The 14,354-nt window shown below is 55.2% G+C and carries 11 protein-coding genes; 3 read left to right on the forward strand and 8 right to left on the reverse strand.

Annotated elements, in window-relative coordinates:
* Positions 1-14: 14 nt before the first annotated feature.
* A complete protein-coding gene (betC, locus tag CSC3H3_RS14355) occupies positions 15-1,565 on the reverse strand; it encodes a choline-sulfatase (protein WP_101265004.1) in 1,551 nt (516 codons plus the stop codon).
* A gap of 168 nt (positions 1,566-1,733) precedes the next feature.
* On the opposite strand from betC, the gene CSC3H3_RS14360 reads away from it, so the two are divergent.
* Positions 1,734-2,687, forward strand: a complete 954-nt coding sequence (locus CSC3H3_RS14360; RefSeq protein WP_101285258.1) for a LysR substrate-binding domain-containing protein — start codon at positions 1,734-1,736, stop codon at positions 2,685-2,687.
* Positions 2,688-2,794: 107 nt separating this feature from the next.
* Here the strand turns inward: CSC3H3_RS14360 and CSC3H3_RS14365 are convergent, their stop codons facing one another.
* Complete coding sequence (locus CSC3H3_RS14365) at positions 2,795-3,217, reverse strand: VOC family protein (RefSeq protein WP_101285259.1); 423 nt, start codon at positions 3,215-3,217, stop codon at positions 2,795-2,797.
* A 72-nt stretch (positions 3,218-3,289) separates the two neighbouring features.
* Here CSC3H3_RS14365 and CSC3H3_RS14370 point away from each other — a divergent pair, with 72 nt between their 5' ends.
* Positions 3,290-3,985: a helix-turn-helix transcriptional regulator gene (locus tag CSC3H3_RS14370; RefSeq protein WP_101285260.1), complete on the forward strand. Its 696-nt coding sequence runs from the start codon at positions 3,290-3,292 to the stop codon at positions 3,983-3,985.
* A gap of 88 nt (positions 3,986-4,073) precedes the next feature.
* Here the strand turns inward: CSC3H3_RS14370 and CSC3H3_RS14375 are convergent, their stop codons facing one another.
* On the reverse strand, positions 4,074-4,781 hold the full coding sequence (locus CSC3H3_RS14375) for a TIGR00266 family protein (protein ID WP_101264753.1): 708 nt from the start codon (positions 4,779-4,781) through the stop codon (positions 4,074-4,076).
* A 266-nt stretch (positions 4,782-5,047) separates the two neighbouring features.
* Between CSC3H3_RS14375 and CSC3H3_RS14380 the strand changes: the two genes are divergently transcribed.
* Complete coding sequence (locus tag CSC3H3_RS14380; protein ID WP_157831904.1) at positions 5,048-6,457, forward strand: branched-chain amino acid ABC transporter permease; 1,410 nt, start codon at positions 5,048-5,050, stop codon at positions 6,455-6,457.
* A gap of 92 nt (positions 6,458-6,549) precedes the next feature.
* Here the strand turns inward: CSC3H3_RS14380 and CSC3H3_RS14385 are convergent, their stop codons facing one another.
* From CSC3H3_RS14385 to CSC3H3_RS14405, 5 genes are all read right to left on the reverse strand, one after another.
* A complete protein-coding gene (locus CSC3H3_RS14385; RefSeq protein ID WP_215907509.1) occupies positions 6,550-8,211 on the reverse strand; it encodes an FMN-binding glutamate synthase family protein in 1,662 nt (553 codons plus the stop codon).
* A 209-nt stretch (positions 8,212-8,420) separates the two neighbouring features.
* Positions 8,421-8,906, reverse strand: a complete 486-nt coding sequence (locus CSC3H3_RS14390; RefSeq protein WP_157831905.1) for a DUF2442 domain-containing protein — start codon at positions 8,904-8,906, stop codon at positions 8,421-8,423.
* 11 nt (positions 8,907-8,917) lie between these two features.
* On the reverse strand, positions 8,918-9,145 hold the full coding sequence (locus CSC3H3_RS14395; RefSeq protein WP_101285263.1) for a DUF4160 domain-containing protein: 228 nt from the start codon (positions 9,143-9,145) through the stop codon (positions 8,918-8,920).
* 193 nt (positions 9,146-9,338) lie between these two features.
* A complete protein-coding gene (locus CSC3H3_RS14400) occupies positions 9,339-12,977 on the reverse strand; it encodes a hydantoinase B/oxoprolinase family protein (protein WP_101285264.1) in 3,639 nt (1,212 codons plus the stop codon).
* Between the two features lie 74 nt (positions 12,978-13,051).
* Positions 13,052-14,350, reverse strand: a complete 1,299-nt coding sequence (locus CSC3H3_RS14405) for a TRAP transporter large permease (RefSeq protein ID WP_101264758.1) — start codon at positions 14,348-14,350, stop codon at positions 13,052-13,054.
* Between the last annotated feature and the right edge of the window lie 4 nt (positions 14,351-14,354).

The raw sequence follows: 14,354 nt of genomic DNA on the forward strand, positions 1-14,354 counted from the left end.
AACGGCCAGACGGTTTATTCCGCTGCATCGGTTTTGTAAAAACCCGGCACATTCAGGCGGGCATCGGCCTCGACATCGTCAAGGTCCTTATGATTGCGCATATACATGTTGGATGTATCGCGGGTCGGCTGGTGATCCCAACTGGTGATGCGTCCCTGGGTCAGGGCCTCGTAAACCAGTTTGCGGCGTTTCTGGCTGTCGATCACTTTTTTGCGGAAAGTATCCATATCCCAGTTCGCGGCAAGTTCGGCACGGAAGGCATCACGAATATCGCCATGTTTGGGATCATCGATCAGATCGTGAATTTCCTCGGGATCACTGGCAAGGTCAAACAGCATGTCCGGGTCGGTTTGCGAGGCGATATATTTATAGTCCCCACGGCGGATCATGATGATGGGAGAAAGCGCGCCTTCGCCACAATATTCGCCAATCACTTCATCATGCCCGCCCTTGCCGGTGATATGGGGCATCAGGCTGCGGCCATCAATTGGGCCAGCGGGGTCTGGCATGGTTTCATCACCAACGATATCGCGAAGGGTTGGCAGAATATCGATCAGCGATACCGACTGCGAAACGCGTTTTTGCCCCTGTGCGCCGGGAAAGGCAAAAAACAGCGGCACACGTGCTGATGGTTCATACCACGACATTTTATACCACATGCCGCGTTCGCCCAGCATATCGCCATGGTCGCCACTGAAAATAACCAGCGTATTATCGGCCATGCCGGTTTCGCGCAGGGTGCGCATCAATGACCCCACAAGGCAATCCACATAGCTGATCGAGGCATAATAGGCACGGCGCGCCTTAAGCACGTCTTCATCCGTTACCGGCTCCTGATCCAGGTTATAAACATGGCGCAGGCGGCGGGAATGGGGGTCAAGGTCTTCGGGTTTCAGGGTGACATGGGGCGGGTCAATGGCGACACCGTCATACATGTTCCAGAATTCCGGGCGCGCATTATAGGGATCGTGCGGGTGGGTAAAGGAAACCGTCAGGAAAAACGGGCGGTTATCGTGTTTCTGATCGCGCGCGACATCATAAAGGTAACGCCGCGCCTCAAACACGGTTTCATCATCAAAATCTAGCTGGTTGGAACGGTAAACCGGCCCGGCCTGTGTGACCGACCCCATATTGTGATACCAGCTTGGCCGGGTTTCAAAATTATCCCAATCGCAATACCAGCCATAATCGGCGGGGTAGATATCGGCCGTTAACCGGTCTTCATATCCATGAAGCTGATCAGCGCCACAAAAATGCATTTTACCTGCCAAAGCAGTGCGATAACCGGCATGGCGCACATAATGCGCCAGAGTTGGAATATCCGATGCGAGGTCAGAAGCATTGTCATAGGCCTCGATCCGGCCGGGGAGCTGGCCGGTCATCAGGCAAAAGCGCGATGGGGCGCAAAGCGGGCTGTTGGTATAGGCGGAATCAAATACCACGGCGTTTTCCGCCAGGGCATCAAGGTTGGGGGTCTTGACCACCTTATGCCCGTAAAGCGGCATGCAGCGCGCGGCGAGCTGATCGGCCATGACAAACAGAATATTCATCGGCTTTGACGACATGGTAGCGTATATCCCCCTGATTTTATGAATGATAACCATGGCAGCGCTTAAAGGCATCCAATCGGTGCAAATACCCTGCGCGCCTTGCATTATCATTGCTATTTAACATTTGAATGATTCTTGTGAAGACCGCTTGTATTCATCCCTGCCATCAATAATATTGATGGGATGAGATATGGAAACATCCCCTCGCCCCATGCCCTGATCGCGTTTGAAGCCGCAGCACGCTGCGGCAGCTTTACCCGTGCGGCACAGGAACTTGGTATTGGCCAGCCCGCCGTCAGCCATCAGGTGACACTGCTGGAAGACCAGTTAAACCAGCCCTTATTTCGGCGCTTACATCGTGGTGTGGCACTGACCGGTGCCGGGCAGGAATTATATGACAGTGTCAGCGCGGCCTTTGGCCAGATCGACCAGACGGTGGAAACCATCCGCACACGGCGCAGCACCCGCATCAGCGTGGGGACGGATTTTGCCTTTGCATCCTTTATCCTGATGCCGCATCTGGCGGATTTCACCGCCCGTTTCCCCGATATCGAGGTTAATGTTGTGACCAACCAGACCGGGCGGTTTGGCGCGGATGCCAATATCGATATCGAACTTTCATTCGGCCATTGCGGACCGCACGGGATATTGCTGCTGGCAGAACGGGTAACACCGGTTTGCAGCCCGGCCCTGCTGGCACGGTATGGGCAGGCCCGAACACCGGCCGATCTGTGCACAATGCCGCTTTTGCACCTGGATAGCGAAATTGAAAATCGCTGGTTCAATTGGGAAAGCTGGCTGCGCACTGCCGGGCATAATCCCGGCGGGCCGCTTAGCGGGCATCGGTTTAATACCTATTTGCTGGTGTTATCGGCAGCCCTTTCCGGGCAGGGTGTTGCCCTGGGCTGGACGGCCTTATTACAGCAGCATTTGCAAAGCGGCCAACTGGTGCAGGCCAGCACCATTACCCTGTCATCCGAACGTGGCTATGTCCTGACATCACGCGCCGCCCCGCGCCGGCAAAGCCAGGTCACCGCCTTTGCCAACTGGGCCCGCGAAATTATCGCCGATGACAATGTCACGACCTTTGGCACCAGCACCGAAGCCCCGGCCGCAGATAGCGCTGGCACTTTATAGCCCCCAGCAACACCATCCCAGCAAAGCAAAACCGCCCCGCTGCTGCATCATCAGCAGCAACCGGGCGGTTAATTGGCGATCGGGTTAACAGGCGCGACTATGCCCGCTTACCCGCCATAGGCAACTTCGATATCAAGAACCCAGGTAACGCCAAATCGGTCACGGACCATGCCATACAGCGGTGACCAGCCCGAAGGTGCCAGATCAGCAACCACCACGCCCCCATCACAAAGGCCATTCCAGTAACCTTTTAATTCGGCCTGGTCGGTAACACGGACGGAAACAAAAAAGGGAATAACGCCCTGATCATGGGGCAGACTTGCGGGGACATCATACGCCATGATGCGAAAGCCTTCGCTGCTGGCGACCTGGCCCCACAGGATCTGGTCTGCTTCGGCTTCGAGCTGCACGGCATGGGCATCGCGATAGGTGACCAGCGCGATATCCCCGCCGAACACCGATTGATAAAAGCCCAGCGCCTGTTTGGCCTGGCCGCGAAAATTAAGGTGAGTGGTGGTTTTCAGGCTCATTGACTTGTCCTTTGCACATTCAAATGCCGGGAGTATAAGAACCGCCAACTGACAAATTCCGGCAGTAGCAACATGGCCAAATCAGAAAGACTTTTGCAATTGATGCAGGCCTTGCGCGTTTTACCATCCCCGGTAACGGCCCACCGCCTGGCCGAGGAAATGGATGTTTCCCTGCGCACCATTTACCGCGATATCGACAGCCTGCGTGTAGCAGGTGCGCGGATTGAGGGGGAACGTGGTTTTGGCTACCAGTTAACCGAAGATTACGCCCTGCCACCCCAAACCCTTACCCGGATCGAGATCGAGGCACTGGCATTGGGGTTAGGCGAAATCAAATGCATTGGTGATCCGATGCTGGCCGATGCGGCAGCATCCGTTCTGGCAAAGGTGGCAGCAACCCTGCCCAGCGAACGTGAACAGCAGTTGTTTCACGCGATTTCAAAAATCTACCGCCCGCAGCCGCGCTTTACCTTTGCCATCGATATCGCCCCCATTCGCACGGCGTGCTGGAACGAACAGGCAGTAAAGATCGATTATCAGGACCATAATAATGATGTCAGCACGCGGGTTATTTACCCGCTTTCGCTGATGTATACCGAACGCAAGCTGACGATCTTGTCCTGGTGTTGCAAACGCGAGGATTTCCGCATGTTTCGTACTGACCGCATTTTAGCAGTTGAAATAACCGATATCAGCTTTCGCCCGAAACGGGTGAGCCTGTTAAACCAGTATCTGGCAAAACTGACCGCGCGCGAAACAGAAGATTAAAAACAACATTTCCTGCAATGCCACGCAAAAAACCGCCGCCCGGATTTGCGCCAGGCAGCGGTTTGGATGCATGATCGGATCGGGTGGATCAGCCCTTGTTACGGTCCTTGGGCAGGGCTGCGGCAATGCGGTCTGCCAGACGGGAAAATGGCAGGCTTTGCAGCCAGACGGTTCCCGGCCCTTCAAGGGTGGTAACAAAAAGCCCCTCGCCACCAAACAGCGCGTTGCGAAAACCACCAACAAAATCGACGGAATAATCGACACTGTCAGTCAGCGCGACAAGCGCGCCCGTATCAACGCGCAGGCGCTGGCCCGGCTGCAAATCCTTGCGGATAATGGTGCCACCGGCATGCACAAAGGCCATGCCATCGCCGCTTAGACGCTGCAAAATAAAACCTTCGCCGCCAAACAGGCCCGCGCCCAGGCGTTTGGAAAAGGCGATATCAATATCGATCCCGGCCGCTGCACACAGAAAACCATCTTTCTGGCATAAAACAGTGCCGCCAAAATCACGCAGATTAATATCAATCACCTTGCCCGGATAGGGGGCAGCAAAGGCAACGTGCCCTTTGCCCGTGCCTTCATGAACAAAACTTGTGATAAAAAAGCTTTCGCCGGTCAGCATGCGTTTGAAACCGGAAAACAGGCCACCACCGGTATTAGTCTGCATGGAAATGCCCTGGCCCATATACATCATCGCCCCGGCTTCGGCGCGCACACCCTCGCCCGGGTCCAGTTCGATTTCGACCAGCTGCATTTCATTGCCGATGATTTCATAGTCGATGACGTCTGCCACGCAATATCCTTTGCTTTTTGGGTGTCGAGGCAGGCGATACCGCCTTTGGCGAAACGTACCTGCCTTTGTCCTGCATATTTGACAGGGCCAGTATAACCGGATTTGACCGGCAAAGCAGGGCAATATTGTGACAGATGCACGGCGCTGACGGCTTATCCCTTTGACAATTCTCGCAAAACTTGCACTATATCCTATCCTAACATACAGGAAGAAATATGGGGCGGGGATGGCCGATCAGGGGCTGGCAAATACTGCTGGGGCTTTTGGTGCCTCTGCTTCTTGCTGGCTGCGAAAAGCAGGACCTTTATAAATTCAATGTTTGCCGCCTTGCCCTTCCGGGCGTTGAAAATGCTGGGCTGCGCTTTCATCTTCTTACCCGGCCCGACATTGACGCAAACGCCGATCGCATCACCCTGATCTATCAGATCCTGCCCGATAGTGTGCCCTATCGCAGTAATGATGAAGGTGTTCTTTCCGATAATGTACCGATATCGGGCGAAGGCCCCCCTGCCTTTGCGCATAGGATTACCTGCCAGTTTGCCCGGGCACAAACACCCGGTGCGCGTGTACCCCTGACCGGGATTGAAACATCACGATTTGGCGTTTTACCGGCAAGCCAGCTTGCCCTTTTAGACCGCTTCTGGATCAACCGGGTCGGCCGTACTGCCCTTAATTCCTTTGATGATCAAAGCCGTAGCGCCACACTACCCGATGTACCCAATATTGGTGCCAAGGCGGCATTTGGCCTGCAATTGCTGCTTGCGGGTGTTTCGCGCGGGGCGGTTTATGCCCTGCTTGCCCTGCCCTTTACCCTGATTTACGGGCTGATCGGGCGGATCAATCTGGCATTCGGGGAAATGCTGATGGTGGGTGGGGTTGCCGCAATGGTAGCAAGCCAGGCTGTCATTGGCGGCATTGGCTGGCATATTACTTTGATCGTCATATCAGCGCTGCTTGCGGCCATAATTTACGGGGCGGGGTTGGGCCGCCTTTCCTGGAAATGGGTATTTGGGCCTTTAGGCCGGGCCAATACCGGTGGCCAGGGTATGATTGTTGCCTCGCTGGGATGTGTGCTGGCCATTCAGGAATTTGTTCGCCTGGCCTATTCCGCGCGCAATTTCAATTTACCGCCAATCTGGCAATTTGCCCTGCCTTTGGTGCGCGGCGGGCATTTTATCGTCACTATCGACGGGTTTGACATTCTGGCCGTAACACTCGCCGTTATCATGGCCATGATCCTGCATCGATTAATGCATCAAACCGCCTTTGGCCGTGCCTGGCACGCCATCAGCCAGGACCGGTTTGCCGCCGCGCTGTGCGGCGTGCGCCTGCATCATGTCGAAGGACTGACCTTTACCCTTGCGGGCCTTTTATGCGGTATTGCCGGGGCCATTCTGGCCTTGCGATATGGGGTGATCAATTTTCATTCCGGCACCATGTTCGGCTTCAAGGCGCTTACGGCAGCCATTCTTGGTGGCATCGGCATTGTTCGCGGTGCGTGGCTGGGCGGCATATTACTGGGCCTTCTGGAATCCCTCTGGACCGGTTATTTCGGCGATCCTTACCGCGATGCTGCCGTGTTCGTCCTGCTGGCTGCCGTGCTGATTTTAAAACCACAGGGGCTTTTGGGTATCAATAACAGCCACGATAGCCTTGCAACCGGGCGAGCGGGCTAAATTTGCGTTGAAGGGCATATTCCCGGCCAGAACAACGAACGGGGCGAGCATCGCGGCCCGCCCCGTTTGAACAAACAACAAGCACAGATCTATCAGGTGCTATGAACCATATCGCGGCGTTTGAACGGGCCAAACGGGATTTCGGATGGGGCAAAGGTTTCGGCCGATGCGCGGTCCCAGCGGCTGTGCCAGTCTGACAGTTCGGGAATTTCAGGGCCGGAAACCAGAAAACCCTCTGGCAGGTAGGGATACATTTCATTGCCATCAAGGAATTCATTATCCTTCTGGCGGAACATGAAATGATAGGGCATGAAATTGCGCGGGTCGCTTAGCCCGGCTGCCCCGGTAATTTCGGCCAGGGCATGCAATGTATTGTGGTGGAAGCGTGCGACACGGTCGCTTTTATCGCCCACATCAACGGCGCGCTGGCGGACCGGGTCCTGCGTGGCGATACCTACCGGGCATTTATTGGTGTGGCAGGATTGCGCCTGGATGCAGCCCAGGGCAAACATGAAACCCCGCGCCGCATTGCACCAGTCCGCCCCCAGTGCCAGAACCTGGGCAATATCAAAGGCCGAAACGATTTTACCCGCCGCACCAATTTTGATTTCATTCCGGATGCCAGCCCCACGCAGGGCATTATGCACAAAGGTCAGGCCTTCATGCATCGGCATACCCACACGGTTGGCAAACTCCACCGGGGCCGCACCGGTGCCGCCTTCCTTGCCATCGACCACAATAAAATCAGGCAGAATACCCGTGCTTAGCATCGCCTTGACGATGCACATGAATTCACGGCGATGGCCAATACACAATTTAAAACCAACCGGCTTACCCCCCGAAAGGTCGCGCAGCTGGGCGATAAATTCCATCAGGCCTTTGGGTGTTGAAAATGTGCGATGGGCCGATGGCGAAACGCAGTCAATTCCCATCGGAATGCCGCGTGCCTCGGCGATTTCCTCGGTAATTTTGGCGGCTGGCAACATGCCGCCATGACCGGGCTTTGCCCCCTGGCTCAGCTTGACCTCGATCATTTTGACCTGCGGGTCAGCAGCCGTTTCGGCAAATTTTTCTGGCGAGAACGTGCCATCATCATTGCGGCAGCCAAAATAACCCGATGCCACCTGGTAAATCAGATCCCCTCCGCCCTGGCGATGGTAACGGCTGATGCTACCTTCGCCGGTATCATGGGCAAAGCCACCTTTTTTCGCCCCTTTATTCAACGCCAGAATGGCATTGCCCGACAGGGAGCCAAAGCTCATGGCGGAAATATTGTAAAGGCTGGCATCGTAGGGCTGTTTGCATTGTGAACTGCCGACGCGCACACGAAAATCCTTGTCCGGAATCACGGTGGGTGCCACCGAATGGGTCAGCCAGGCATAGCCAGATGCATAAACATTTTCAATGGTGCCAAAGGGGCGTTTATCCTCGACACCTTTGGCGCGCTGATAGACCAGCCCGCGGGACTGGCGACTGAACGGCAGCTCGTCATGATCGCTTTCGATCATGTATTGGCGGATTTCCGGGCGGAAACTTTCCAGAATAAACCGGATATGCCCGCTTACGGGATAGTTGCGCAGGATGGAATGGCGGGTCTGGCGCAAATCGTGAATGCCGACCAGCACCAGCGCCCCGAATATCACGGCAGGAACCCAGAACCAGACACTGAATGGCAGGCAGCACACCGACACAATGGCTAAAACCGTTACAGCAGCAAGAACCGCGTAACGCTGATACTCGATTAAAGATTTCAAAAGAGCCAGTCCTGTTGAATGAAGCGGGAAAGTGATGGCGCAACAGGTTGCAGCAGCCCTGAAAAACATAACCTTTTCAACGCCCGCCGCAAGCCCTGCCAATCTTCGTTTATTTCGCCGGATGCCTCAACGGGTATATGGCATTTAAAGACATTGGAGGCAAAATTAAACGCAGCTCACGGCCCCCAGCGAAAACGTGGGACGTCAAATCACGCTGATGTTTTTAAACGATCTGATTTGAGAGCGTTCTTCATACGCGCATATAAAACCGCTGGCTCATGCTCCATCGTATGAATCGCGATCCGAACAGCCGGCGCCACAGCAGTATGACCGGATTTGAAATTCTTGATCTGGCTAACCCGGTATCCCAATGCCTGCCCAACCTGTTCATTCGTCAGCTTGAAACGCTTTTGGAAACCCTCGATCAAAACACGTCCATCCTCTTCAGCTTGCTCATCTGCGATACGCCCAAGATTTTCAGCACTAAAGTCCAGCCCGTTTTCCCATTCAATACCATGGCCCCAGTTGATGACACGAACCTTCGCAAAAGCTTCGGGATCATTGGCAAATACGGAAAAATGCCGCGACAACGCAATCAGACCAGATAGATCCGCATTTTGCCGTACCCCGGTCTGCCACTGCAACACCAGCGTAAAGGGCTGTTCTGAAACGGTTATACTTTCAAGACGTTTCATGTTTTCACCTGTCATCCATTATAATCCTGCCAGATCGCCATCAGACGATCCTTATGGGTAATAACGTAAGCACATGCCTGCTTGCCGATCTTTCCTGGCAATTTCCCGGCGAAAACCTCAGCATCGAGTATCCTTATTTTAGCAGCAAAATCAGCGCCAATAACGTGTATGTGCGGCGGATTATGATCACCGAAATACATGTAAATTTTAAAGCTGCCAAAATCCTCGATCGTTGGCATATCACCGCCAGATCATATACAGGCCAACAATAGGCCAATAATTGGCCACCCGCAAGTATGATCGCGCCCAAACAAAAAGCCGCCCGGTTTCCCGGGCGGCAGGTGGTATTAAGGGAGCATCTTGTGATGCCGGGCTGCTGAAGGGAGCAGCCCTGTTGTCGGGTGCTGGTTATCAAAGTCCGAGATGGGGGTCTCAGGCTTTGCCGTAGCCACCACCACCCGGGGTCTCGATGATGAAAACATCACCGGGATTCATTTCGGCACCGTCGGTACCTTTGAGTTCGGTAATCGTGCCATCGGTGCGTTCGACCGCATTACGGCCCAGTTTGCCTGGCTGACCGCCAGCAACGGCCTGCCCCGGCACGCGACGATGATTCGAAAGGATCGATGCCGTCATTTTTTCAAGGAAGCGAATGCGGCGCACGGTGCCGTCCCCGCCCTTGAATTCGCCGTCCCCGCCCGAGCCGGTACGGATACCAAAGCTTTCAAGCAGGACCGGGAAGCGCCATTCCAGCACTTCGGGGTCGGTCAGGCGCGAGTTGGTCATATGGGTGTGAACACCCGACGTGCCGTTATAGCCCGGACCCGCACCGGTACCACCGCAGATGGTTTCGTAATACTGGTGTTCATCATTGCCATAGGTGAAGTTGTTCATGGTGCCCTGGGCACCAGACATCACCCCAAGGGCGGCATAAAGGGCATCGGTGACATGCTGGCTGGTTTCAACGTTACCGGCCACCACGGCTGCCGGATGAACGGGGTTGAGCATCGAGCCTTCCGGCACAATCAGATCAACCGGTTTCAGGCAACCCGCATTCAGCGGAATGTCATCATCAACCAGTGTTCGGAACACATAAAGCACAGCCGCGCGGGTGACCGCCGAAGGGGCATTGAAGTTGTTATCAAGCTGGCTGGACGTGCCGGTGAAATCAACCGTGGCGGAACGGTTGGCCTTATCAATGCTGACCTTGACGCGGACAACGGCACCGTTATCCATTTCATAGGCAAATTCACCATCATTGAGCCCAACCAGAACACGGCGCACACTTTCTTCGGCATTGTCCTGAACGTGTTTCATATAGGCATGAACCACTTCCAGACCGAAATGCTCAACCATCCGGCGCAGTTCCTGAACGCCCTTTTCGTTAGCTGCGATCTGGGCCTGCAGGTCGGCAATGTTCTGATAGGGGTTACGTGCCGGATAGGTCGCCCCTTCCAGAAGGGCGGTCAGCCCGGCTTCATCGAATTTGCCCTGATCAACCAGTTTGAAATTGTCGATCAGAACGCCTTCTTCTTCGAGCACGCGGGAATTGGGCGGCATCGAACCCGGTGTGATCCCGCCAACATCGGCATGATGGCCGCGCGATGCGACATAGAACAGGATGTCTTTGCCAGCATCATCAAAAACCGGGGTAATCGCGGTAATATCGGGCAGATGGGTTCCGCCATTATACGGGTCGTTCAGGATGTAAACGTCACCCGGCTTCATTTTACCGGCATTTTTGGTCATCACCGCCTGAACGGATTCACCCATTGACCCCAGATGCACCGGCATATGCGGGGCATTGGCAATCAAAAGTCCCTGCTGGTCAAACAGCGCGCAGGAGAAATCAAGCCGTTCCTTGATATTGACCGAATAGGACGTATTGGCGAGCGTCACCCCCATCTGTTCGGCAATATTCATGAACAGATTGTTGAAAACTTCCAGCATCACCGGGTCGGCTTCGGTGCCAATAGCTTCGGTGCGTTTAAGCGCAACAACGCGGGTAAGAACGAGGTGATCGCGGCCATTGACCTTGGCTTCCCAGCCCGGATCAATCACGGTGGTACCCACCGGTTCAACAACCACGGCAGGGCCGGTCACAACCGCACCGGGCTTCATGTCTTCGCGTTTATAGAACGGCGTATTATGAGCAACCCCGCCAAACACCACTCGACGGGTGGCAAGTGCGCTGACAGATGCGCTGCTGTCATCAACAGCTTCGGCATCGGGCAGGCTTTCGGTTTCACCAATGGCTTCAACGGCGACGGCCTCGACCACCAGGGGCTTTTCTTCCATCACAAAGCCATAACGCTGTTTGTGCTGGTCTTCAAACTGGGCCTTGATGGCATCGGCGGTACCGAAATCAACGATCAGCGGATTATCGGTGCCGTCATAACGCAGATGCAGTTTTTTCAGCAGGCTGATCTTGTCATCGCCAATGCCCTGTTCGTGCAGTTCGGCACGGGCTTCAGCGCCCAGTTTGTCAAGCTGCTGGTCGAGACTTGCCAACTCGTCAGTTTCAAGGCGGGCTTCTACCGCCTGTTCACGCATGGCACGAATATCGGCCAGGCCCATACCATAGGCCGAGAGAACACCGGCAAAAGGATGAACAAATACGCGGGTCATGCCCAGCGTATCGGCCACCTGGCAGGCATGCTGCCCGCCTGCCCCGCCAAAGCATTGCAGGATATAATCCGATACATCATAGCCGCGCTGCACCGAAATCTGCTTGATCGCATTGGCCATGTTTTCAACGGCAATACGCAGGAAGCCTTCGGCGACTTCTTCGCTGGTCATGTCATTGCCGGTATCGGCCTTGATTTTGGCCGCCATTTCGGCAAAGCGGGTTTTAACGGCTTCATCGTCAAGCGGTTCGTTGCCTTCGGGACCAAAAACCGGCGGGAAGAAATCCGGCTGGACCTTGCCGAGCATGACGTTGATATCGGTCACCGCAAGCTGACCACCACGGCGATAGGCCGCCGGACCGGGGTTGGCACCGGCACTGTCCGGGCCAACGCGGAAACGGGCACCATCAAAATGCAGAATGGAACCGCCACCTGCCGCAACAGTATGGATTTTCATCATCGGGGCGCGCATGCGCACACCGGCAACCTGCGTTTCAAAGTCACGTTCATATTCGCCGTCATAATGCGAAACGTCGGTCGAGGTGCCGCCCATATCGAACCCGATGACCTTGGTGAAGCCATCCATTTCGGCGGTACGCACCATGCCGACAACACCACCCGCCGGGCCGGAAAGAATGGCGTCTTTGCCCTGGAATTTGGAAGCATCGGTCAGACCACCATTGGACTGCATGAACATCAGCTTCACGCCGCCCAGTTCGCCTGCCACCTGGTCAACATAACGGCGCAGAATGGGTGAAAGATACGCATCAACCACCGTGGTATCGCCACGCGACACCAGCTTCATCAGCGGGCTGACTTCGTGGCTGACGGAAACCTGGGTAAAGCCGATATCACGGGCAATTTCGGCAGCGGCAAGTTCATGTGCGCTGTAACGATAGCCATGCATAAAGACAATCGCACAGGCGCGAATGCCATCATCAAAGGCGGTTTGCAGGTCGTAACGCAGCTGGTCGCGGTCCAGCGCGGTAATTTCTTCGCCCTGGGCGTTGAAACGTTCGGATGCCTCGACGACCAGTTCATACAGGCTTTCGGGCAGTTTGATATTACGATCAAACAGACGCGGGCGGTTCTGATAGGCAATGCGCAATGCATCGCGGAAGCCCTTGGTCGTGACCAGAACCGTGCGGTCGCCCTTGCGTTCAAGCAGGGCATTGGTGGCAACGGTGGTGCCCATTTTGACCGCTTCGATTTTTTCGGCCGGGATGGTTTCACCTGCAGCAACGCCCAGAAGGTCGCGGATACCCTGAATGGCAGCATCTTTGTAGCGTTCCGGGTTTTCCGACAGCAGCTTGTGGGTTACCAGCGATCCATCGGGTTTGCGGGCAACGATATCGGTAAAGGTGCCGCCACGGTCCACCCAGAACTGCCATTTGGCGGTATCGACATTGGTGGTTTGGGTCGTATTTTGGTCAAGCGAAGCCATGATGCTTACTCCTTCAGCATCGGAAATTCAGAAATAGCGGGAAAGCGGGACCGGCCGTGCCGGTCGCACAATGCCTAGTTCATTTGCGTCGGCAGCCAGGTGGCAATACCGGGGAAAATCGTGATCAGGGCAACTGCCGCCATCAGCAGGAAGAAAAACGGCAAGGCAGCAACGGCGATATTGAAAAGGTTCTTGCCTGTCAGCCCCTGCAAAACAAACAGGTTAAAGCCAACCGGCGGGGTGATTTGCGACATTTCCACCACCAGCACCAGATAGATGCCAAACCACAGCGCATCGATATTGGCGGCCTGAACCATCGGCAGGATCACCGAGGTCGTCAGCACCACAACCGAAATGCCGTCAAGGAAACAACCCATGACAATGAAAAACAGGGTCAGCATCGCCAGCAGGGCATAAGGCGACAGGTTCATATCCGAGATCAGGCCAGCCAGTTCGCGGGGAATGCCGGTAAAGCCCATTGCGACCGTCAGGATCGAGGCACCCGCCAGAATAAAGCAGATCATGCAGGATGTGCGGGTTGCGCCCATCAGGCCATCAACGAAGCTGGCCCAGTTCAGCGTGCGGCTGAAAGCCGAAAGCACAAGGGCACCAACCACGCCAAAGGCTGCGGCCTCGGTCGGGGTGGCGATACCGCCATAGATTGACCCGATAACGGCCGAGATCAGCAAAATAACCGGAATAAGACGGCCCGATGCACGAACCTTGTCAAGGAACGGAATGCTGGGGGCTGCGGGGGGCATTTTGTCCTTGTGGATGGTGGCCCACACCATGACAAACCCCATAAAAAGCACGATCAGCATGATACCGGGCAAAACACCGGCAATGAACAGGCGCGCAATCGAAAGCTCGGCCGAAACACCATAAACAATCAGAATGATCGACGGCGGAATAAGCAGACCCAGCGTGCCGGACCCGGCAAGGGTGCCAAGGATGAGTTTATCCGCATAACCCTGTTTGCGCAGTTCCGGGATCGACATGCGCCCAATGGTTGCCGCCGTTGCCGCTGATGAACCCGAGACAGCAGCAAAAATACCGCAGCCCAAAATATTGACATGCAACAGACGACCGGGAAGACGGTTCAGCCACGGGGCCAGCCCGGTGAACATGTCTTCGGACAGACGGGAGCGAAACAGGATTTCACCCATCCAGATGAAAAGCGGCAAAGGTGCCAGCGACCAGGTGGCAATGCTGCTCCAGGCGGTGGTTGCCATAACCGGGCCGGTTTGGGCCCCCGAAAAGAATTCAAGACCAATAATGCCAATGGCAAACAGCGACAGTGCAACCCAAAGACCCGCGCCCAGAAACAGGAACAGCAGCGCCATCAGGAAAAGACCGATTTCAAGAACTTCCATGTGA

The sequence above is a fragment of the Thalassospira marina genome, from assembly GCF_002844375.1.
GTDB classification, from domain to species: Bacteria; Pseudomonadota; Alphaproteobacteria; order Rhodospirillales; family Thalassospiraceae; genus Thalassospira; species Thalassospira marina.

What these genes read in the sequence shown, in the direction of transcription:
- CSC3H3_RS14400 (WP_101285264.1), bottom strand. Translation starts at nt 12,977, where the DNA reads ATGGCTTCGCTTGACCAAAATACGACCCAAACCACCAATGTCGATACC.
- CSC3H3_RS14395 (WP_101285263.1), bottom strand. Translation starts at nt 9,145, where the DNA reads ATGCCAACGATCGAGGATTTTGGCAGCTTTAAAATTTACATGTATTTC.
- CSC3H3_RS14405 (WP_101264758.1), bottom strand. Translation starts at nt 14,350, where the DNA reads ATGGAAGTTCTTGAAATCGGTCTTTTCCTGATGGCGCTGCTGTTCCTG.
- CSC3H3_RS14390 (WP_157831905.1), bottom strand. Translation starts at nt 8,906, where the DNA reads ATGAAACGTCTTGAAAGTATAACCGTTTCAGAACAGCCCTTTACGCTG.
- CSC3H3_RS14370 (WP_101285260.1), top strand. Translation starts at nt 3,290, where the DNA reads ATGGCCAAATCAGAAAGACTTTTGCAATTGATGCAGGCCTTGCGCGTT.
- CSC3H3_RS14365 (WP_101285259.1), bottom strand. Translation starts at nt 3,217, where the DNA reads ATGAGCCTGAAAACCACCACTCACCTTAATTTTCGCGGCCAGGCCAAA.
- betC (WP_101265004.1), bottom strand. Translation starts at nt 1,565, where the DNA reads ATGTCGTCAAAGCCGATGAATATTCTGTTTGTCATGGCCGATCAGCTC.
- CSC3H3_RS14360 (WP_101285258.1), top strand. Translation starts at nt 1,734, where the DNA reads ATGAGATATGGAAACATCCCCTCGCCCCATGCCCTGATCGCGTTTGAA.